Raw genomic sequence first — 20,947 nt, 5'->3', positions numbered from 1 at the left:
AATTCCTCGAATCGCTTACTTGCGGCGGGGCTTGAACTGCACCACCTTCTCGCTACCCGCCTCCGAGGCGGCAGTTGCCGCAGGCTTTTCAGCCACGGGCTCCGAAGCCTCCTCGGGATAGGGCTCCGGCGGAAAGGGCATACCCTGTCCGTTTTCTTTGGCAAAGATTGCCAGAACCGCCTGCGGCGGGAAATGCACAACCTGCTCTTCCCCCTGAAAGCGGGCACGAAAACGGATTTCATCATTGCCCAGCGTCAGGTCGCGTGTAGCCAATGGGCCAATATTAAGCACGATCACGCCATCGTGCACAAACTGCTGCGGCACCTGAACGCCGGGCCACTCGGCGTCCACCTGAACATAGGGCGTCCAGCCGTTATCAACGATCCATTCGTACAGGGCACGAATCAAATAGGGCCGGTTGGAAATCATCAGAGAATATCCCGCATGTCCAGTTCATCGTCGCTGAGACTGTTCTTGAACTCAGGGCGGCTCAGCAGCTTGTCGGCATAGTCCATCACCGGCTTGGCGGACTTGGGCAGTTCGATCCCCAAATACTGCAGGCGCCAGAAAATGGGTGCCATGCTCAGATCCAGCAGTGTGAATTCCTCGCTGAGGAAGTAGGGTTGCTCGGAGACGATGGGGATCAGCTGAATCAGACGCTCGAACAGGTGCTTGCGCGCCGCATTCACTGCCTTCTTGTCGTCGCTCTGGGTAATGGTGCGGATCAGCGGATACCATTCCGTCTCGATCAGACGCAACTGCTGGCGGATCAACGCCTTCTGAATGGGATCCACAGGCATCATCGGCGGATGGGGGAAACGCTCATCCAGGTATTCAAGAATCACCTGGGCGTCGTGCAGGACCAGGTCCCGATCCACCAGCGTCGGAATGGTGCCATAGGGATTCAGCTCGTACAGCTCTTCCGGGACGGCGTTGCTGTCCACGGACACGATCTCCAATGGTACCTCCTTTTCCACTGCCAGGAAGCGAATGCGGTGGGAATTGGGATCCTTGGGGTCTGAAAACAGGGTGATGACCGCACGTTTCGCCAGAGGCAGATCGCTCATTGTTCGGCTCCTTTCCTTCTTAAGAGTGTGATAGCTATTATACGGTGCCTGTCAAGTCCCCTTCCGCCACCGCAAAGGCCAGCGCAAAGTTGCGCTCATCGCTCAGAGAAAGGTGGATGACACGAATCCCCATCTGCGCCGCGCGCTGTGCCGCCGCACCGTGCAAGCATACCTCCGGCTTGCCCAGCGCGTCATTTTCAATGCACACCTGCTGAAAACGCATGCCATCACGCAGGCCGGTACCCAGCGCCTTGAAGACCGCCTCCTTGGCCGCCCAGCGCTTGGCAAGAAATGCCACACACGCCTTGCGTGACTGCCACTGGGCATATTCCTGTTCGCACAGTATCCGCTGCGCAAAGGTCGGATGCTTTTGCTGCAGTGCCGCTATGCGTGCCACTTCCACCATGTCGCTGCCGATCCCCAGAATCATGTGCCTCCCGAATACAAAAAAGCCCTCGAACGAGGACTTCATTCTAGCGCAGTGGTGTAGCCTTACAGCGCGTTAACAAACGCTGCCAGCTTCTCCTTTACGGTTTCATTCCAGGCAGCCAGTGCCGCGTTGTCCAGCTGGTCCACAATGGCCGGCAAATTGTAAACACTGGCACGAATGCCGTTTTCCGTCTGGTGCAGTGCGATGGCGCAGGGCAGGAGTGCACCAAAGTCCGCGTCCGCCTCAATTGCCGCCTTGGCCAGACCAGGGTTGCACAGACCGAGAATGCGGTAGGGACGGAAGTCCTCGCCCAACTTGGTGGCAATGGTCTTCTGTACATCGATATCGAACACCACGCCCAGCTGCATGCTCTGCGCCACATCCTGCACGCGCTCTACCGCAGCCTCCATATCGTTCAGTGCCAGATCCTTGTTGACTGCATAGTTCAATGCCATCTTCCACTCCTTTTACTTATGCGCAAATAAAAAATTATTATAGATGGAAGGCAGAAACAAAAAAACCGCCCGAGGCGGTTTCTTCCACAAGATGGCGGTGGGGGTGGGATTCGAACCCACGGTGGGCTATCAACCCACGCCGGTTTTCAAGACCGGTGCTTTCAACCGCTCAGCCACCCCACCGGGTAATTGACGGCGCTCATTATAGGGGAAACCGCCATTTTTTCAAGCAAAACAGGGCAGGCGCCCCTGCGCCGTTTTTTGCGGCTCGCAAAAAGTCGGGGCCCCCCCCCTCTGTCAGAGCGTTTCAGCCCCGCCCATGTAGGGTCGCAATGCCTCGGGTATAGTGATACTGCCGTCGGCGTTCTGATAGTTTTCCACCACCGCCACCAGCGTCCGCCCTACGGCGAGGCCGGAGCCATTGAGGGTATGCACCAGCTGCGGCTTGCCGTTTTCGTCGCGGTAGCGGGCCTTGAGGCGGCGCGCCTGAAAGTCCTCGAAATTGGAACAGGAGGAGATTTCCCGGTAGGCCTGCTGACCGGGCAGCCACACTTCCAGATCGTAGGTCTTGGCGGCAGAAAAGCCCAAGTCGCCGGTGCACAGTGAGACTACGCGGTATGGCAGCTCAAGCCCCTGCAGCACGGCTTCGGCATGTGCAGTCAGACTCTCCAGCAGGTCATAGGAGTGGTCCGGATGGGCGATCACCACCAGTTCCACCTTCTCAAATTGGTGCTGACGGATCAGTCCGCGGATATCGCGGCCGGACGAACCTGCTTCGGCACGAAAGCAAGGCGTGTGCGCCGTACGCTTGATGGGCAGCGCCTCATTCGGAACGATCTCGTCGCGTACCAGATTGGTGACGGGCACCTCTGCAGTCGGGATGAGATAGAGCTCGCGACTGTCCTCGGCTTCGGTGCGGTTGGCAATCTTGAACAGATCCTCCTCGAACTTGGGCAGCTGGCCTGTGCCATAGAGGCTGTCCTGATTCACCAGATAGGGCACATACACTTCTTCGTAGCCGTGCTGTTGCGTATGCAGATCGAGCATGTACTGGATAAGCGCACGCTGCAACCGCGCCAGCGGGCCTTTCAGCACCGCAAAGCGCGACTGGGCAATTTTGACGGCCGCATCATTGTCATACCAGCCACGGGCGGCCAATATATCTACATGATCCTTCGGTTCAAAGTCGAATGTTGTCGGCTCACCCCAGCGGCGGATTTCCACGTTGTCATCCTCGCTCGCGCCTACGGGCACACTTTCATGGGGCAGGTTCGGGATGGTGGCATACAGCGCATTCAGCTGCTGTTGCACGGTCTGCAGGGCCTTTTGCGCGGCTTCGAGGCGATCGCCCAGATCCGACACCGCATCCAGCAACGGCTGAATGTCCTCACCGCGCGCCTTGGCCTGCCCGATGGCCTTAGCGCTTCGGTTTCGCTCCGCCTGCAGCTGCTCGGCCTCCACCTGCAGCCGCTTGCGTTCGGCTTCCAGGGCGCGGATTTCTTCTAACGGCAGCTCAAAGCCACGGGTTTTCAGGCGTGCGGCAACGCCCTCCAGATCGGTACGCAACAGTTTGGGATCCAGCATGAATTACTCCGTCAAGGTCAGTTTTCCGGTATTGAAGCCCAGCCACACCGCAATCAGGCAGACCACCACACTGATGACGATATTGGCCAGCGCCTTGTTGACTTCGCCCACCTGCAGGTACTGCAGGGTTTCGAAGGAAAAGGTGGAAAAGGTGGTCAGTGCGCCAAGAAAACCGGTCATGACAAACAGGCGCCATTCGCTGGAAGCACCCAGCTTGTCGATCAGCCACACGGCCATGAACCCCATGATGAAGGAGCCCAGCACATTCACCGCCAGTGTCCCCCAGGCGAACTGCTTGCCCAGCAGCTGATAGACGTGATGCGAAATCCAGAAGCGGCTCATGGCGCCCAGCGCCCCGCCCGCTGCAACGGCCACCCACTGCATCATGACGGTCTCCTCTTGTGCGGCGCAGCCGCATCCAGCTGTTTCAAATATTCAAGCTTTTCCAGAATCTTGCGCTCCATACCACGGGGCACCGGCTGATAGTAGCTGCGCGGCGCCATTTCGGCGGGGAAGTAGTCTTCACCCGCCGCATAGCCTTCCGGCTCATCGTGGGCGTATCGATAGCCCTCGTGATAGCCCAGCTGCTTCATCAGCTTGGTAGACGCATTGCGCAGGTGCATAGGCACCTCGTAGGATCCGTGCTTCTTCACATCCTTCAGCGCGGTATTGTACGCCTTGTAGACCGCGTTGGACTTGGGCGCCACCGCCAGATAGACCGCAGCCTGCGCCAGCGCCAGCTCCCCTTCCGGGCTGCCGAGACGCTCGTAGGCTTCCGCAGCGGCGATGGTCAGCGGCAGTGCCTTAGGATCGGCATTGCCGATATCCTCGGAGGCCATGCGGATCAGCCGCCGTGCCAGATAGCGCGGATCGGCCCCGCCGTCGAGCATGCGCGTCAGCCAGTAGAGCGCCGCGTCCGGACTGGAGCCGCGCACCGCCTTGTGCAGGGCGGAAATCTGATCGTAGAAGGCATCGCCACCCTTGTCGAAACGGCGTGTGCCGGCCTGAATCACTTCACGCACGCCCTCGAGCGTCAGACGCGCCACAGGCCCATCGCTTTCGGCGAAATCACTGGCCTGCTCCAGATAGTTGAGCAGGCGGCGCGCATCACCGTCCGCTGCCTGAATCAGCGCCTGTGCCGCGTCCGCGTCGATGTCCAGCGGCTGGCCCAGATCCTCACCCAGCGCATCCAGCCCACGCTGCAGCACGGTCTGCAGCGCCTCGGCATCCAGCGGCTTGAGCACATAGACGCGCGCACGGGACAACAGGGCGTTGTTCAGCTCGAAACTGGGGTTCTCGGTGGTGGCGCCGATAAATACAAAGGTACCATCTTCCACAAACGGCAGAAAGGCATCCTGCTGCGCCTTGTTGAAGCGGTGCACCTCATCCACAAACAGAAGCGTGCCCTGCCCCGCGGTCTGCAGATGACTGCGCGCCTGCTCAACCGCCTTGCGCACCTCCTTGACCCCATCGAGCACCGCCGACAGCTGCAGAAACTGCAAATCGGACTGCCGGGCGATAAGCCGCGCCAGCGTGGTCTTGCCCGTGCCCGGCGGCCCCCAGAAAATCATGGAATGCAGCCGACCGCTGGCAAACATGCGGCTGAGCGCCTTGCCCTCTCCCAATAGATGCTGCTGACCCACATATTCCTCAAGGGTCTGCGGACGCAGGCGCTCTGCCAACGGCTGACTCATCGTGGCAGCTCTCCCACCACGTCCGCCCCCTCGGGAATGTGGAACACAAACAGGCTCGCATCCACCGGCTGATTGACGCGCACATGCTCGAAACGCACCCGCTCGACACGGTCGTTGCTCTGATAGAGGGTGATCGCCTTGAGGCGGTTGGCGGCATCCAGACCCACATCCATGCTTTCGAAATAGGTATCCTTCTTGGGGCGCAGGTTGTACCAGTGCAGGCCATCGGCTTCGCCTGCATCGATAATGCGAAACTTGCTGGCAATGGGAATCTGATACAGCAGCCAGTTGAGGGGAATATCCTTGATCACCTGTTCGATGGGCTGGACCGTCACCTGCTCGAGGTCGGGATCCCATGCCCATAGGGCGCGACCATCCACCACCAGCAACTGGGGCCCCTGCGGCGCCTTGTCATAGCGCCAGTACAGCTTGCCGGGGCGCTGCAGCGCCACATGGCCAGTATGGATGTCCACACCAAGGATATCACTCTCGTCGCGCGGGGTTTCCTGTACAAAATCCGCCTCGAAGGTGCGCAGCTGATCGGCAAAGGCCTGCAGGCGCTCCACGCCAGCCCAGGTGGGCAACACCATAAACGCCACGCAGAGTGAGAGAATAAAACGCATTACGACTCCTTCGGCACCAGTACCTTGCGGCCACCGTTGCTTTCCATGGGGGACACCACGCCTGCTTGCTCCATTGCTTCTACAATGCGTGCGGCACGATTGTAGCCGATGCTGAACTGACGCTGAATCAGGGAGACGGATACCCGCTGCTTTTCGATCACAAACGCCACCGCCGCATCATACAGGCTGTCCTTTTCGGCATCGCCACCCATGCCCTCCAGTGCCGAAGCACTGCCGCCTTCATTACCCTGTTGCAGGATCATGTCCAGATACTGCGGCGCTCCCTGCTGCTTCACGTAATCCACCACGCGATGCACCTCGTCATCCGACACGAAGGCCCCATGTACGCGCCGCGGCACGCCGCTGCCCGGCGGCAGATAGAGCATGTCCCCCTGCCCCAGAAGCTGCTCGGCGCCCATCTGATCCAGAATGGTGCGTGAATCCACCTTGGACGACACCTGAAAGGAGATGCGTGTGGGAATATTCGCCTTGATCAGGCCGGTAATCACGTTCACCGACGGACGCTGAGTGGCAAGAATCAGGTGGATGCCCGCTGCACGGGCCTTTTGCGCCAGGCGCGCGATCAGCTCCTCCACCTTTTTGCCCACCACCATCATCATGTCGGCGAACTCATCGATGACCACCACGATATAGGGCAGCGGCTGGAGTGTCGGGACCTCTTCGCTCAGTTCATGGCCAAAGTTGGGATCAGGCTTCCACAGAGGATCGACCAACGGCTCGCCACGGTCGATCGCTGCCTGAACCTTTTCATTGAAACCGGCGATATTGCGCACGCCCAATTTAGCCATCAGCTGATAGCGACGATCCATCTCATAGACACACCAACGCAACGCCTGCGCCGCTTCGTTCATGTCGGTCACCACCGGCGTAAGCAGATGGGGAATGTCTTCATACACCGACAGTTCCAGCATCTTGGGGTCCACCATAATCAGCCGCACCTGCTCGGGTGTGGACTTGTAGAGCATGGAGACGATCATGGAGTTGATACCCACCGACTTGCCGGAACCGGTGGTCCCGGCCACCAGCAGATGTGGCATCTTGGCCAGATCGGCCACCACCGGTTCGCCGGCAATATCCTTGCCCAGCGCCAGTGTCAACGGCGAACGCGCGTGCGCAAACAGGTCGGACGCGATAATTTCCCGCAGGGCGATCACTTCACGAGTCGGATTGGGAATTTCAATGCCCACGGTAGACTTGCCGGGGATCACCTCCACGACACGCACCGAGCGCACGGAAAGTGCCCGCGCCAGATCCTTGGCCAAGTTGCTGATCTGTGAGACCTTTACGCCAGGGGCCGGCAGAATCTCGAAGCGGGTCACCACGGGGCCGGCCTGCACCGACTCCACTTGCGCCTTGACGCCGAAGTCGAGCAGATTCTTCTCCAGCAGGGCAGACATCTCCGCCAGCTCCGATTCACCATAGTTGTCCTGGGCTGGTTGCGGCAGATCAAGCAGATCGACAGGCGGCAAGCCGCCCTCTCCCCCGGTATAAACGGTATTGACCTGCGCCTGGGTGTTAACACTGGCAGTGGAAGCGGGCGCAGTCACCGCCTCCACTTTTTTCGCCTGTGAAGCCGGCGGATTGGCAGCGGAACGTTTTGTTTTGGCTGGAGCAGGCGACCTAGCCTCCACAACAGGCGCGCTCTTATCCCCACGTAACCGTTGCAGGAACTGCGCCTTCAGCGCTGCCATGCTCCAACGCTGACCGTCCTGTGCTGGCCGGTTTCTCAGCCATTCCCACAGCCACCAGGCACGCGCACCGGTCGACTCAAAGATGTTCAGCCAACTGCGCCCGAGCAGCAAAGCAACCCCCAGCGCCCCCACTAGCAGCAACAACAGAGTTGTGGCGAGCCGGTCGATGCCACTGACCAGCGTCTGTGCCAATGCATACCCCAGCACACCGCCACCGGAATGGGGCAATGGCACGATGAATGCCTTGGGATCCAAGTAAAGGGCTGTTAGCGCAGCGCCCGCCACCAGCACCATGGTGCCGCCCAGCAAGCCACGCGTCAATGTGTCCGCCGATTCGTCCAGATCACGTGCCTGACGAAAGGCGCGCCACGCCAGCCCAAGCAGGAAAAAAGGGATAAGCAACGCCCAGGCACCGATCAGATAGAACATGACTGAGGCCACCCAGGCGCCGGAGCGCCCCCCGTAATTATGAATGGGGTGGTCGCTTCCACTCTGGTTGATGCCGGGGTCGCTGGGGGTATAGCTGAACAGAATCAGAAACAGAAAAGTTGCGAGCAACAGGGCACCCAGCCACGCGCCTTCCCGCAATAGCCAGCGCCATAGCGACATGGAGTCGGAATCCTGCATGATGCTCCTCGAATGGCTCAAAACAAGTCCTGAACGTGTAAAAAGGCTCTTCAAAGCGCTCTGAACGGCTTGGCAGCACAGCGCATTTTTATGGTTTGCGAAAAAGTCGGGGACCCCCCTGTCTCCGATGCCAAAAGCGCGTAAAATCTTATTATTGATTCATGCTTTGATAGGTTGCATCCATATATGAGGATAGCCAGCCGTCAGACACCGGATTCTAACACAGGACTACAGGAGCACTGTCATGAGCACACAGCACCGCAAACTGATCATTCTCGGTTCCGGACCGGCAGGCTACACTGCCGCCATTTATGCCGCCCGCGCCAATCTTAAGCCCACCATCATCACCGGCATGCAGCAGGGCGGCCAGCTGATGACCACGACCGATGTGGACAACTGGCCGGGCGAGCCGGAGGGCGTACAGGGCCCTGAGCTGATGGAGCGCATGCGCAAGCATGCCGAGAAATACGGTACCGAAATGATTTTCGACCACATCAAGGCGGCCGATCTGTCCCAGCGTCCCTTCAAGCTGACCGGCGACGCAGGCGAATACACCTGCGACGCACTGATCATCGCCACCGGTGCCTCTGCCAAGTACTTGGGCCTCCCCTCTGAAGAGAAATTCAAGGGCAAGGGCGTCTCGGCCTGCGCCACCTGCGACGGCTTTTTCTACCGCAACCAGAAGGTCGCGGTCGTGGGCGGCGGCAATACCGCGGTGGAAGAGGCGCTCTATCTGGCCAACATTGCTTCCAAGGTAGTGCTGATTCACCGTCGGGACACCTTCCGCGCCGAAAAGATTCTGGAGGATCACCTGATGCAAAAAGTGGAAGAAGGCAAAATCGAGCTGAAACTTCACAAGGAAGTCGATGAGATTCTTGGGGACGACAGCGGCGTCACTGGTGTGCGCATCAAGGATACCCGTACGGGCGAAACCGAAGAAATCGAGCTGATGGGCGTCTTTATCGCCATTGGCCATCATCCCAATACCGACATTTTTGCCGGACAACTGGAGATGGATAACGGATATATCAAGGTGAAGAGCGGTCTGCAGGGCAATGCCACGGCAACGAGCGTGCCGGGTGTATTTGCTGCGGGTGATGTCATGGACCAGCACTACAAACAGGCGATTACCTCTGCCGGAGCAGGCTGCATGGCTGCGCTGGATGCTGAAAAGTATCTGGATAATCTGTGATTTCTTAACGTCCATGGAGGGGAGAAGAACAAGGAAACTCCCCTCTAACTTATAAGCCAGTCTCACATCTTCAGAGCCACCTTCTCGCCGACTGTCAACTCTTGGCGAACTCCATTAACTGAAACAGAAAGAGTTCGGTAGCCAACTTTATTGACTATCAACTTATTCCTTCCGAAAATCCGAGTTAGCGAAACAAGCCCAACGCCCTCCAACGCTACAAAAACCTTTCCGGCGCCAACCTCCACAAATCCAACTATTTTATACTTGCGCATAACAGGTTTACCATGCCCGAGCGATTCTGACCGAATTTTAATGCCCAAGCGATTTTTACGCAGTCTATCAATCATATCACGTTGATCAGGAGTGAGAAAAAAAGGGGGGAAACGCTGATTCAAATTATCGTTAAAAAACTTGAGTGGATCAGAGAAGACAGGATCAGAAAAAAGCGATACCGGAACATCGTCTGAAAAGGCTGGTTTTAAAAAAACCAAAATAAAAACAAGAGAATGTAATATCACTCTATTAATCTGAAGCATAATCAAGCTCTCTTGGCATCGCAACAATAAATACAAGCTCACAGTCGAAAGAAATAAGACCAGGCCTTTCCTTGACAGCCTTGGCAAAATCAAATGAGGCAATATCGCCGGAGAATACCATGCTGCAGTTACTAACTCTAAAATATGGGGATGTGTGTAGATTATAAAAATTAACAATACGGAAATGATCTACATCACTCGGCCCATCCCAACGCAACCTAACAGGGTCAGCAACCAACAGGCCCTCTCTGATAGCTGTATTGCCGGCTCGGAGACCAGATATAGGGCGACGAGGCATGAAAGTAATGGCAAAATTGGAAATGTTGTAGATCTGAGACAGACGATAAAATTGATCAGAAAACAACAAACGATCCAGAGGTTTGACAAGCCAGACTGAAATCTTCTTATATTGCTCACCATAACGAAGGTAGTAAACCAGCTTCTGGCGCAAAAAGGAAACCTCTTTGTCAAGCCGGTTAACTTCTGCTATCAGGGAGTCGAGCCGATGCTGAGTTCTTTCTAAACGATGGCTGAGGTGTAAATATGCCTGATAGTCTATAACAGACAAAACAACCAGGGACAAAACTGGAAGGAGAAGATATTTTTTAATAAGTACGTAATTCATTATTCAGGAGGCGCAAATTTATAACTAACTATATAAAAATAGTAATCCTTTTCATAATCCTCAATATTAATCTTTAACAGCTTCTTAGTATCATCATCAAAAGGCTGCTTAATCTGTTTAACCGATTTAACGCCTTTTGAACGCTGAAGATGGCTGGCTATGGTTTCCATCAAGATATCGACCTGGGCTAGGGAATACTCCTCAACAGGCAACGCCAGCAAAACCTTAATCTTGTATACCGGCTCTCCAAGGAGGTTGGATTGTTCATCTTCAAAAGTAAACTCACGTATTTTTACTTGTGGTGCAAACCGCTCAAGAACAGCCAGCAAAGGCAAATAGACTGCTGTCAATCGATTATTAGCCTGTGCTTTTGTGAAGGCATCATTGAACAATACAAGCTGATACATATCAGAAGGATCATAATGTAGATTCAGTTTAGACTGAATATTATTCCTTAAATATACGAGCTTGGCCTTTTGATACTCTAACGTAGATACTCCCTCCTGAAGACTAATAAGCCTTGAAACGGTATTTCCCAAATAGTATGAAAAAAGGGTCCCAATTACAAAAAGGCCAGCCCATATTATGGCACCAAGTTGCACCAGAGCGCGCTTATTCTTGCCTGCCCGCGTTTTTAAAAGAGGGAAACCTGGATACTTATTAACTACCGCTTTGAATAATGGGATTGGCAGTCCATTGCAACCGCTTACCTCAACACCTTTTAATAGGGCCTTAAAAGAACTACAATTAAAAGAGTCAAGATTTGAGAGCAAAGAAAGACCCACAAATGACTTCTCACTACACAGATGAGCGCGACCAAGTAGCTCATCAGGCAGAATCAGGTTAAAATTAATAGGATCAGACTCTGATATCACCCCTTTTGCCAACACAAACCTCAAGGTCAGGTCAACCTCCCGTACGATCAGGGATTCCACAACGCCCTTCTGACTGCTTTTAATTGGGGTATGGCGAAAAAAAACAGTCCCACATTGATCGATTATAAAAAAATGGATGAATTCGCAGTCATATACAACCGTTAATTTTTTTGTTAATTGGGAGCCCGCAAGCTTTGCAACACCATTGAGGCTGGCCTTTAATCCTTTTCCAGGGTGGGATAGTGCATAGGCGAGACTTGACGGAAAAGAGTAAACGGACAAAACCAGAATATCTCTGGCCAGCAAGGATTCATAGACGGAATAGGTTTGATCATTAAGTGTAACTACCCAGTCCCTTAGAATAGGCTTGCCGCTGCAACGCATGTAGTCTGCATGCGCGATGACTCTTTCCTGTGATCCGTATCTTTCTCCACAGTGGGTTGCAACAAACGACGACACCTCCCATGGCATCAGTGCAGGCGCATCAGACACAATCAATTCATCGGACTTGGAATAAAAAAGGATATTAAATTCCTGGCGTGCATATACAGTATCCAACTCAATCAAAAAGGCCTGTATATGCTCCATCTCATCATATGAAAAGGAGACAACAGAGTCTGTTGAGGCAGCCGGAACAAAAAACAGATCCGAGTCAGTAAGAATAATTGTGTTAATATCATTCATATACGTTATTAAATCTGTATTTTGCTTATAGTGTCATATACCGGTCCCATAACAGCCATCATAATCCACAACACGATTGCAGCCAGCACTATTATCAGGAGGGGCTCAATGGCAGGTTCCAGCTTATCAATTTTTCGCTTTGCATCAAAGTCATAGTTTGAGCTAATTACCTTGAATGACGCATCCAGCTGACCGGATTCCTCTCCAGCCTTTATAATATTAAGTGATATAGGATTATAAAAATCCTGATTGGATATTGCTTCGTAGATGCTGGCACCTTCTTCTATTTTTTTCATTGCATCAACGACTTGAAGCTCTATACAGCGTGAAGCAACAACACGCCTGGCAAGGTCAAGGGAGTCTACAAACCCGATCCCCGCAGAAAACGAGAGGGCCACTGCTTTAGAGAATCTGGCCAGTTTAAGCAGCTTTAGCACCTCCCCAATCAGTGGGATTTTCAAAATAATACAATCCAGCTTATACCTGACTTTATCATTTCTTTTATATAAATATCGCAACAGGACCAGCAATAACAAGGGGGCTGCAATTATGAGTATCATATTATTGGAGATAAACTCAGAAGTGGCGATCAATGCTCGCGTCGTCCACGGTATTTCCCCGCCCATTTCCTGAATAAAGTTGGTTAGCTTGGGTACAACAAAAATCATGAGCACGATAACGACTGCAGTAACCACCACAAGAACAATAGAAGGATAAATAACTATTTTCTTGGTCCTCGCAGCCACATCTTCTTCCCACTCCAGCAGATCAATCAGTTCTTGCAGAGAGGATTCGATACGCCCCGTTTTTTCACCAACCTTTATCAACGAGACATATACTTCACCAAAAATATCTTTCTTAGATTCCAGTGCTTGTGAAAATGACTGCCCAGCCTTCAGCTGTTCCACAATATCGGCAATAATTGTCCGCATGGTCCCCATAGAAGAGTCGCGAATGTTCTCTAATGCACTGATAATGGGAACACCCGCAGAGATAAGCTGCTTCAGCTGGATTGAGAAGGAAATGATTTGTTGCCGCGTCGGCTTGCCTGAACTAAATAAAGGGTTATGTTTAGGCTTTACCTTGATGGGTATCAAGCCGGAAGAACGCAAATGATTAATGACCTCGCGAGGTGAGCTCGCATCCATCTCCCCTGTAATACGCTTGCCATCCTTGTATGCAGCATATCGAAACAACATATCAGCCGATCTGCTCGCTCAGATCAATAACACGTGCAATCTCATGAAGTGACGTTTCGCCGGACAAGACTCTATTAATGGCTGATTCAACCAGCGGACGAAAACCATTTGCCTTCGCCACCTCCATAAAGTCGCTTAATGAGGCCTCCTTCAACACCAAGTCATCGAGCTCCTTGTTCATGCGGAGAATCTCTACCACTGCAATACGACCGGAGTAACCTGTACCATTACAAGCGGGGCATCCCTTTGGAGCATATAGAACAATACTTTCCTGCGAGTCCGGAATCCCCAGCAGCTTGCGTTCCATGCTATCCGGTTCATAGGGCACCTTGCACAGGTTACAAAGCCTTCGTACCAGTCTCTGTGCGAGAATACCCGCAATATTCCCGGCCAAAACGGTCTTCGTTACACCCAAATCTATCAAGCGGGTAATAGCACCGATGGCTGAGTTAGTATGCAGAGTGGCCAAGACCTGATGTCCTGTCATGGCTGCTCTGAATGCCATTTCAGCGGTATCCTGGTCCCGCACTTCACCAATAAGAATGATGTCCGGATCCTGGCGAAGCAGTGCTCTTACGCCGGAACCAAATGTAAACCCGATATCTTCATTGATTTGGGTCTGACGAATCAGTTGGGAGGGGTATTCGACCGGATCCTCAAGCGTCATGATATTGATTTCCGGTGAATTCCGCTCATTCAGGATGGAGTATAACGTCGTTGTTTTACCTGATCCGGTCGGTCCTGTCACCAATATAATACCTACCGGGCGAGCCAGGACCAGCTGAAGTTCTGAGGTTGCATGCTTGTCCAGTCCCAACTTATCAAGCGGAACAATTCCCTTGTTGCGATCAAGAATACGCAGAACAATATTCTCGCCGTGAATCGTGGGCAAAGTGGAAACACGAAAGAAAATTTCTCGTCCCAAGATATTCAACTGCATCCGCCCATCTTGCGGATGGCGGGACTCAGAAATATCCAGCTCAGAAAGTATCTTGATGCGTACCGTAACTGGGGAAAAAAGTGATTTGTGAAATACCTTGATTTCCTGTAGAACCCCATCTATACGATAGCGGAGTCGTGCAAACTTTTCCTCCGGCTCAATATGAATATCTGAAGCCCCCTTCTTTACGGCATCGGACAAAATGGAATCGACAAGCCGTACAATTGGATGCTCATAAGTACCATCTATTTCAACGCCACCAACCGCACTGGTATCGTGTGTTAACTCATCGAGAATATGATCTATGACAAAATCAAACCCATAATATTTTTCAATTGCCTGCCGAATAGCATCAGGATTTGCAATAAATGGAACGACTTCAATTGCATCATTCCCAATGGCGCGCTTGATCTTGTCAAGCAAAATAATATCATCGGGATCAGCAACTGCCACATGAAGTCGTTTTTTGTCAAAAGAGATAGGAAAAACAAGGTATTGCCGTGCCAGTGATTCAGGAATAAGACGGATCAACTCGGGGTCGACCAGCATGGCATTTGGATCAACCACACTGTGACCGGTCACTTCGCCCAGAACATTTTTAGCCTGCTCTTCAGAAATGAACCCCAGTTCTCGGAGCATTTCTGCCAGTTTTTTTCCGGTCCGCTTCTGCTCAACGAGTGCAACCTGCAGCTGATCTGGCCGAATAATGCCCGCCTCGACAAGGTGCTCACCCAGCCTTTTGCGTTCCCCACGCCCCTGCATTGAGTGTCCTGAATGCTTCGATGAATTAACCATTGCCGATCACTGCCTCCAGATCGTGGACCGCCTGACCAAGCTGTGAATCTATTTGAAGATGATTAGCCGGAATCCTGCTTAGCAAATCAGAAGCCAAGTTTTTCTTATCCATCTCATAGGCCACAAGTGCTGCGTTATACAGCAGATAGCCATTGCGGGGGTGCTCCTCGAGTGCCAACATTAGGACATCGAGAGCCTTATTCAGATTTCCTGACAGAACATAACGATTAGCAAGCTGCAATGCAATAGTGACGGCTCCCGGGAATATTTCATGCAGGGACGCTAACTGCTCAAGCGGGATTGCTTCCCCCCCAATCAGTGCATAGATTTGTGCAACATAAATATTATAGGGGGCCGTACTATAAGCCTGATGAACCAGCCGCCTTGCCCGTTCCACTTGGCCCGCGCTAAACAAACGATACGCCTCAAAAGCCAAACGTATAGAAGCATTATCAATGTGATTACATGCATCCCCTTGAGTGGCTTCTCTAATAAGCTGCTCAAAACATTGCTCGAGTGAAACGATTTGTGTTTGATTCGTCGCCGCCTTTTTAAGACGAGGATAAGAGGTTAGAGGTTTCCCATCTTCACGTCGATTCAGTTGAGCAACACCCGAGGGTGCTTTTTCCTCTGCTTCCTTCTTTTTAACAGCATCCGTTCTAGCTAATATGGGGGGGGCTTTGTGTGTAGCCGCTTCAGAAAGCTTTTTATTCTCGGTCGGATTTTCTTGGCTTTCACTTTGAGTATCATCGCCTATTTTTTCAACGTTAGGCATTGATAGAGGTTCCTGCCCCCGTTCTGACATCACTGGAGAATGAACTTCCTGGGGTGATGGCGAACGCTCAGGTACCTCCTTGGGTTTGCCTGCATCAGATAAAACTGTCAGTTCGTGCTCGTGTCTGTCTGCAATATGGGCGTAGCGATTAGGTAGAGCCGGCTGTGTGTTTTGGTAATAACCCCAAATGACCGCAACCGAAGCCATAACAATGAGCAGGGCAAGCAATAAGACCGATGGGCTGATGCGGCGCCCTGATTTTCGGGACCGAAGCAATACACTTGGGTCCTGAACTTGAAAGCCTCCATCCGTGCCAATTTCTTCGTGTGAAGTGGAGGCGGCGGCCTTATCTGGCATTGCAGGGGTAGTAGACCCCACTTTATCTTCACTCAGTTGTGAGGGTACGAAGTCTATATCTTCCGGTGAAGTAGCAGTATTATCAGCATCCGGCACCCCCCATTCTTCACTGTCGCTGGAAGATAAAAGCTCCGATTCTTCAACAAACTTAAGACCCTCACTTTCTCTCAATGCATCACTGAATGCAGAACCCCTAACAGACTCATCCCTGCCAGGGTGCGAACCAAGTGGTTTTGTTGCTACCTTATCGGCCTCAGCAAACCCATAAGCGGTATCTGACGGCTCTAAATCTGCCTGGCGTAATTCGGTGAAAGGTTTGTAATGCTGTAGCGTTTGGGCATTTTCAAAGCTGGATTTATGTTTATTGTCCTCTATGTCATCCGAAGAGAAAACAGCCTGTCGTTCACCAGCAGCCTTGTCATCTGGCGCTTCGGAAATGGGAAATTTTATTTTTAACGGAATACCTGAAGGTGACGCCCCAGTCTCATTAGCTTCTGGTACATCAGAATCATCAGCCTGCTGAGGCTGCATTGCAGAATGTAGAGGAAGCTCGTCATCCTTGTTTATCGGACAGCCATTCGACGAAGCCGTATGAGGCTGTTCGACCGCAGTGTAAACCCCACCATCATCTGAGGCTTCCACCTTGGCATCAGCAGCAGCTCGTTGCTCAGCAGCCTTTTTTAATGCCTCTAATAAAACACTCATTGAACTACTCGACCAATACCGGACGCAGGAAAATCACAAGTTCAGACCGCGAACTAGAGTTGTCAATGGATTTAAACAATGAACCAAAGCCAGGTGCGTCAGCCAAGCCTGGCAGCCCATTGGAGGTATCTGCATTCTCTGACTGCATCAAGCCGCCTATCACAACTGTTTCGCCACTCTTGAGTTGTAGCGTCGTGCTAATTTCTCTCTCCTGAATAATTGGAATTTCACTTTTAACCCCTGCTCGAGCCAACTCTGGATGAGGGTCAGCTACGTAACCAAGAATACGCGAAATGTTGGGGCGTACATACAGCTCTACACGATCATTGTCTGCTACAAATGGTGTAACTGTCATCATAAACCCGACCGGAACTGTATGGACCTCTGTTTCAAAAGTAATTGTAGTCGTAGACTGATTTGAGTCTGCACTAACGGAAGTTGTGAAATAAACCTGATTATCGACCACCTTAAGAATGGCAGACTGGTTATTAAGCGCTACAATCTTGGGTTGCGATATGACCCGTGTTTTTCCAAACTTTTGCAAGAACTTGATACCGAGATTCATATTGAACAACTGAGAAAGTTGATTATTTGCTGTCACAATACGAATTGGATATGTATTCGAAAGTTGAGCAGAAGTACCATTAGTCACCTGAAAGGAGGACCAGTCAATACCAGCCTGATGGGTATCAGATAATTGCACCTCTACCACCATCGCCTCTATAAGTACTTGACGCTTGGACCGCTGCTTTACACGATCTAGATATGCGGCCACCTTTTTCTGAAGTTGAGATGGTGCGTACACCATGATAATGCCGGCATGCCGGTTAATGGAATAGGCATTCTTCTGCACCGGCTGCATCGGTAATATAGAAACGCTTTCTGTCCCTTGCTGCTGCTCAACAGCATTATTTAATCCAAGGATGGCTTTGAGGTTTTCCTCAATCTCTTTCCAAGGATCCTGTTCAGACTCCAGCTGCACCTCGCTTGTATTGTGGCCTCCCTGAATGGCCGAACCGCCACCCTCTTCCCCTGAAACAGCGCTACCAACTGACATATTGAGGGAAATTGCCTCTTTAACTGACTTTTTGATATTAATACGGTCTATTACATAGGGCTTCCAAACAGGGCGATCGGCATCGATAGTTAAAATCCCATTATGATAGGTATAGGTTAGGCCGGCCTGCTCAGTTATTTTCTTGATCGCCATCCGCAGAGGCACCTCCTTTAGAAAAAGCGTAATTTTCTTGGGAGGCAACTGCCGAACATCCAACTGCAACTCACTCTGCTCAGCAAGCAGATTGATCACATCGGAAACAGACATTCCATGCGCATTGATAGTGATCGGCTTATCCAATGGTCCGGGTGGCACAACGATGAGTTTTGAGCCTGGAGCAGACACACTGGGAATCAGCAAAGGCTTATGGGTTCTTATAACCTCCGACCTTTTTGCGATTGGGAGCGAATCCATTTTGGGCGGTTTCTTGATCAATGGACCCTCGTCTCGGGCACCAGTCATCACACTTGTGCACCCACCCGCCAAAAAGAAAAGGAGGAGGAGGATGACTTTTGTTGAATTATTGATAAATTCCACGGTAAACCTTGGCATCACGCTTATCAACCATTTTGTTCAACTTGGCGGCCGGGATCACATATGCACCCAAGCGTTTGAATTTGTCCGGGAGCTTTGCAAGAACATTTTTAGCAACCGAGTACCCCTCATATGGCCCCATCAGAAGCTTGCACTGTTGTGGCTCCCCATAGCTTATGGTCAGCAATGAAGCTGAATCAGCACTCAAGGACTTCATCACACTTGAGATGAACTTCATATCCTTACATGGCGACGTTGCCAACACAACATAGTAACCCTTGTCAGCGACCCCTTCCACAGAGTAGTTTTTCCTTTCTTCCTGTCCGTCAGTTTCCGGCGGTGCAAACGTTTGGGCCACATCCTGCTTCATGACCGTTTCAGCTGGTGATGTCCGGCCTAACTCTTTCATAGCCCCGACAGAATGAGGATTCATATCCGAGGGTGAATTGGAGGCAAGAGAAGTTTCAAAATCAGGTGGTGCAAACAAACTAAAGAAATTTGAATGACTATGATATAGCCATACCCCCAAAAGTACAACGAAAAAAATAGAAGCAAGCATCCACTTCATGGATCCAATAGCATCAATACCCCCATGAATGGGAACATCCTTCGCAGTGGCTGTTTGACCTTTTCGCATAAAAGCGTTAAGCGCCGTTTTGTCAGCCAGGTTGTTGATCTCTCTTGGGTTCCCTCGCGTGAGGCGAAAAATCTTTCTTGCTGTACGATGGTCGAAAAAAGGCCGCTCCCCCCTGTAGCCAGCTATGCGCATGCGATAGTTCAGGTATTGATACACCTCTTCCTGGTTAAGGTGCCCCAAATAAAATTGATGAGCTATCCGTGACTTGAGTTGACGATTTTCGTGTCGATCCAGCAGCGCATCCAATTCCTGCTGACCGAATAACACGATTTGAACGAACTTTTGTGAATTGCTTTCGAGATTGGTCAGTAGCCTGATTTCTTCCAAAGTATCCCGGGGAATCAGGTGGGCCTCATCAATCAGGATAACTAGCCCCTTTGCTGAAGGCTGCTCCGTAAAATAGTGATAAAGTAAGTCATACATCTCAAACTTGGAAGAAACCGTGGTGGAAAGGCGCAGCTCCCGAAGGATAAAGCGCAGCATATCCTCGGGTTGCAAAAGAGGGCTGGGCACATATGCGACCTGATAACCCAGCTCAAGCAGACGTTGTGCAACAGTTCGCAACAGCGTGGTCTTGCCGCTGCCAACATCACCCACCACCTTGGTGATGCCTTCACTCCGATCTATCACATAAATCAGTGCATCAGCAATGGCTTTACGATCCCCCCCCTCAAAAAAAACAGCTGAGTCGGGCGTGTTTCTAAAAGGATCGTAATTGAGATTGTAAAAGGCCTTATACATGAAACACCTTAATTAAGTGCCCACTCCTGCCCGACAGGATTACTAGCCTTGTCATAAGCCCACGGCCAGCCATTCTCATTATTAAAGCTTTTCCAATAGCGTCGTTCATTCACCCAACGTTGGCTGACAACTTCAGACCACTCGCCGAAATGAATGCCAACAATAATGTCGTCATTATCCTTATGGGTGAAATAATCATCACCATCGACATTTTCAGGTGCCAACTGAAGATCAGCCCCAGGATCGATTAGCAGCGCAACGTACCCGGTTCGGTTGTCGACGGAAAGAAAGGGCACGGGCAGACTCCCATTCGTAAGAGGTAAGGCAGATCCCCCACATGAAGAGACAGGCGCAGGCGGGCTTGTGATTTTCAAGAGATAATTAACGGGATATGGAAGGTATTCCGTTCCTTCATCGTAGTAACACTGGTTAAAAGCAACAAAACGCTCATCCAAGATATATCTGTACTCTGCCTTTCTCAAAACCTGTGCAAAAAACTGATTACGATTCTTAAGTGCTAAGGGAACATAGCCTAGTGCGGTGATGCCAGTATGAGAGTCGCCAGGGTTAGAAGATGATATGTAACCCTGCCTGGGGTTGCCGCATGGTGCACCATCCCAAACCCCTGACTCATTGGCAGGACAGGGCAGATAACCAATGCCAGGAATTATTTGATAGGGTTTGAGCTGTTTATCAGCATTACTTTGATACACTTCTGGAACAAAAAGGGAACCGGCGAGCAAGGCAGACTTGATTTCCAGTAGCTGCTGGGTGCGGATATCTTCATAAAGACGCTTGGTTTCCAATAAGGAATTGAACCCAGAGACCCCAAACCATACCAGCATGCCTATGCTCATCCCCAGCACAAGAACAATCAGAGCTGAACCTGACTGAGCCTTATGCAATTTAACCCGGCCAACCTCCATCGTCATATCCTCAGCCATATACGACATCAGCTTGCAAGTATAGCAGATGAGACATTTTCTCTAGCCAATAAAAAACCCCGGTCGTTTGTGACGACCGGGGTTTGGTATTTAATGCCTGGGGATGACCTACTCTCGCATGGGACCTCCCACACTACCATCGGCGCTGGCGCGTTTCAC

The 20,947-nt window shown here is 51.7% G+C and carries 19 protein-coding genes and 1 tRNA gene; 1 reads left to right on the top strand and 19 read right to left on the bottom strand.

Annotated features, from left to right (window positions below; translation table 11 throughout):
* Positions 1-15: 15 nt before the first annotated feature.
* From BUQ81_RS03205 to BUQ81_RS03160, 10 genes are all read right to left on the bottom strand, one after another.
* Positions 16-429 carry a ClpXP protease specificity-enhancing factor gene (locus BUQ81_RS03205; RefSeq protein WP_074200963.1) on the bottom strand — a complete coding sequence of 138 codons (414 nt, stop codon included), beginning with the start codon at positions 427-429 and terminating at the stop codon, positions 16-18.
* Entirely contained in the window at positions 429-1,067 is a 639-nt protein-coding gene (locus BUQ81_RS03200) for a glutathione S-transferase N-terminal domain-containing protein (protein WP_074200962.1), read from the bottom strand. The genes BUQ81_RS03205 and BUQ81_RS03200 overlap by 1 nt, the downstream gene beginning before the upstream one ends.
* Before the next feature lie 37 nt (positions 1,068-1,104).
* Positions 1,105-1,497 carry a holo-ACP synthase gene (acpS, locus tag BUQ81_RS03195; protein WP_074200961.1) on the bottom strand — a complete coding sequence of 131 codons (393 nt, stop codon included), beginning with the start codon at positions 1,495-1,497 and terminating at the stop codon, positions 1,105-1,107.
* 62 nt (positions 1,498-1,559) lie between these two features.
* A complete protein-coding gene (locus BUQ81_RS03190; RefSeq protein ID WP_074200960.1) occupies positions 1,560-1,952 on the bottom strand; it encodes a DUF302 domain-containing protein in 393 nt (130 codons plus the stop codon).
* A 92-nt stretch (positions 1,953-2,044) separates the two neighbouring features.
* Positions 2,045-2,135: transfer RNA gene (locus BUQ81_RS03185), tRNA-Ser, on the bottom strand.
* Positions 2,136-2,249: 114 nt separating this feature from the next.
* On the bottom strand, positions 2,250-3,536 hold the full coding sequence (gene serS / locus BUQ81_RS03180) for a serine--tRNA ligase (RefSeq protein WP_074200959.1): 1,287 nt from the start codon (positions 3,534-3,536) through the stop codon (positions 2,250-2,252).
* A gap of 3 nt (positions 3,537-3,539) precedes the next feature.
* Positions 3,540-3,923: a fluoride efflux transporter CrcB gene (gene crcB, locus BUQ81_RS03175; RefSeq protein ID WP_200770542.1), complete on the bottom strand. Its 384-nt coding sequence runs from the start codon at positions 3,921-3,923 to the stop codon at positions 3,540-3,542.
* Positions 3,920-5,230: a replication-associated recombination protein A gene (locus BUQ81_RS03170; protein ID WP_074200958.1), complete on the bottom strand. Its 1,311-nt coding sequence runs from the start codon at positions 5,228-5,230 to the stop codon at positions 3,920-3,922. Before BUQ81_RS03170 ends, crcB begins: the two co-directional genes overlap by 4 nt.
* Positions 5,227-5,853, bottom strand: a complete 627-nt coding sequence (locus BUQ81_RS03165; RefSeq protein WP_084188209.1) for an outer membrane lipoprotein periplasmic chaperone LolA — start codon at positions 5,851-5,853, stop codon at positions 5,227-5,229. Before BUQ81_RS03165 ends, BUQ81_RS03170 begins: the two co-directional genes overlap by 4 nt.
* Positions 5,853-8,192 carry a DNA translocase FtsK gene (locus tag BUQ81_RS03160; RefSeq protein ID WP_074200957.1) on the bottom strand — a complete coding sequence of 780 codons (2,340 nt, stop codon included), beginning with the start codon at positions 8,190-8,192 and terminating at the stop codon, positions 5,853-5,855. The genes BUQ81_RS03165 and BUQ81_RS03160 overlap by 1 nt, the downstream gene beginning before the upstream one ends.
* A gap of 244 nt (positions 8,193-8,436) precedes the next feature.
* Here BUQ81_RS03160 and trxB point away from each other — a divergent pair, with 244 nt between their 5' ends.
* The gene (gene trxB, locus BUQ81_RS03155; protein ID WP_074200956.1) at positions 8,437-9,384 is read left to right on the top strand and encodes a thioredoxin-disulfide reductase; all 948 of its coding nucleotides are present in this window, start codon (positions 8,437-8,439) and stop codon (positions 9,382-9,384) included.
* Between the two features lie 62 nt (positions 9,385-9,446).
* Here trxB and BUQ81_RS03150 read toward each other — a convergent pair whose 3' ends face one another.
* The 9 genes from BUQ81_RS03150 to BUQ81_RS03115 all read right to left on the bottom strand — a co-directional run bounded on the left by BUQ81_RS03150 (position 9,447) and on the right by BUQ81_RS03115 (position 20,788).
* Positions 9,447-9,920, bottom strand: coding sequence for a hypothetical protein (locus BUQ81_RS03150; RefSeq protein ID WP_143598451.1), 474 nt, complete (start codon positions 9,918-9,920; stop codon positions 9,447-9,449).
* The gene (locus BUQ81_RS08610; RefSeq protein WP_143598450.1) at positions 9,907-10,545 is read right to left on the bottom strand and encodes a hypothetical protein; all 639 of its coding nucleotides are present in this window, start codon (positions 10,543-10,545) and stop codon (positions 9,907-9,909) included. The genes BUQ81_RS03150 and BUQ81_RS08610 overlap by 14 nt, the downstream gene beginning before the upstream one ends.
* Complete coding sequence (locus tag BUQ81_RS03145) at positions 10,545-12,104, bottom strand: hypothetical protein (RefSeq protein ID WP_074200954.1); 1,560 nt, start codon at positions 12,102-12,104, stop codon at positions 10,545-10,547. Before BUQ81_RS03145 ends, BUQ81_RS08610 begins: the two co-directional genes overlap by 1 nt.
* An 8-nt stretch (positions 12,105-12,112) precedes the next feature.
* Positions 12,113-13,303, bottom strand: a complete 1,191-nt coding sequence (locus BUQ81_RS03140) for a type II secretion system F family protein (protein WP_074200953.1) — start codon at positions 13,301-13,303, stop codon at positions 12,113-12,115.
* 1 nt (position 13,304) lies between these two features.
* Complete coding sequence (locus tag BUQ81_RS03135) at positions 13,305-15,005, bottom strand: GspE/PulE family protein (protein ID WP_074200952.1); 1,701 nt, start codon at positions 15,003-15,005, stop codon at positions 13,305-13,307.
* Between the two features lie 25 nt (positions 15,006-15,030).
* Positions 15,031-16,875: a tetratricopeptide repeat protein gene (locus BUQ81_RS08605; RefSeq protein WP_143598449.1), complete on the bottom strand. Its 1,845-nt coding sequence runs from the start codon at positions 16,873-16,875 to the stop codon at positions 15,031-15,033.
* A gap of 4 nt (positions 16,876-16,879) precedes the next feature.
* Complete coding sequence (locus BUQ81_RS03125; RefSeq protein WP_234947328.1) at positions 16,880-18,367, bottom strand: hypothetical protein; 1,488 nt, start codon at positions 18,365-18,367, stop codon at positions 16,880-16,882.
* Positions 18,368-18,452: 85 nt separating this feature from the next.
* On the bottom strand, positions 18,453-19,844 hold the full coding sequence (locus BUQ81_RS03120; RefSeq protein ID WP_074200949.1) for an ExeA family protein: 1,392 nt from the start codon (positions 19,842-19,844) through the stop codon (positions 18,453-18,455).
* A gap of 8 nt (positions 19,845-19,852) precedes the next feature.
* On the bottom strand, positions 19,853-20,788 hold the full coding sequence (locus BUQ81_RS03115; RefSeq protein WP_143598448.1) for a hypothetical protein: 936 nt from the start codon (positions 20,786-20,788) through the stop codon (positions 19,853-19,855).
* Positions 20,789-20,947 lie beyond the last annotated feature (159 nt).

Origin of the sequence: Sulfurivirga caldicuralii (assembly GCF_900141795.1) — a bacterium.
Lineage (GTDB): Bacteria > Pseudomonadota > Gammaproteobacteria > Thiomicrospirales > Thiomicrospiraceae > Sulfurivirga > Sulfurivirga caldicuralii.
Note: the sequence above shows the minus strand (reverse complement) of the source record. Positions and strands in the feature narration are given on the sequence as shown.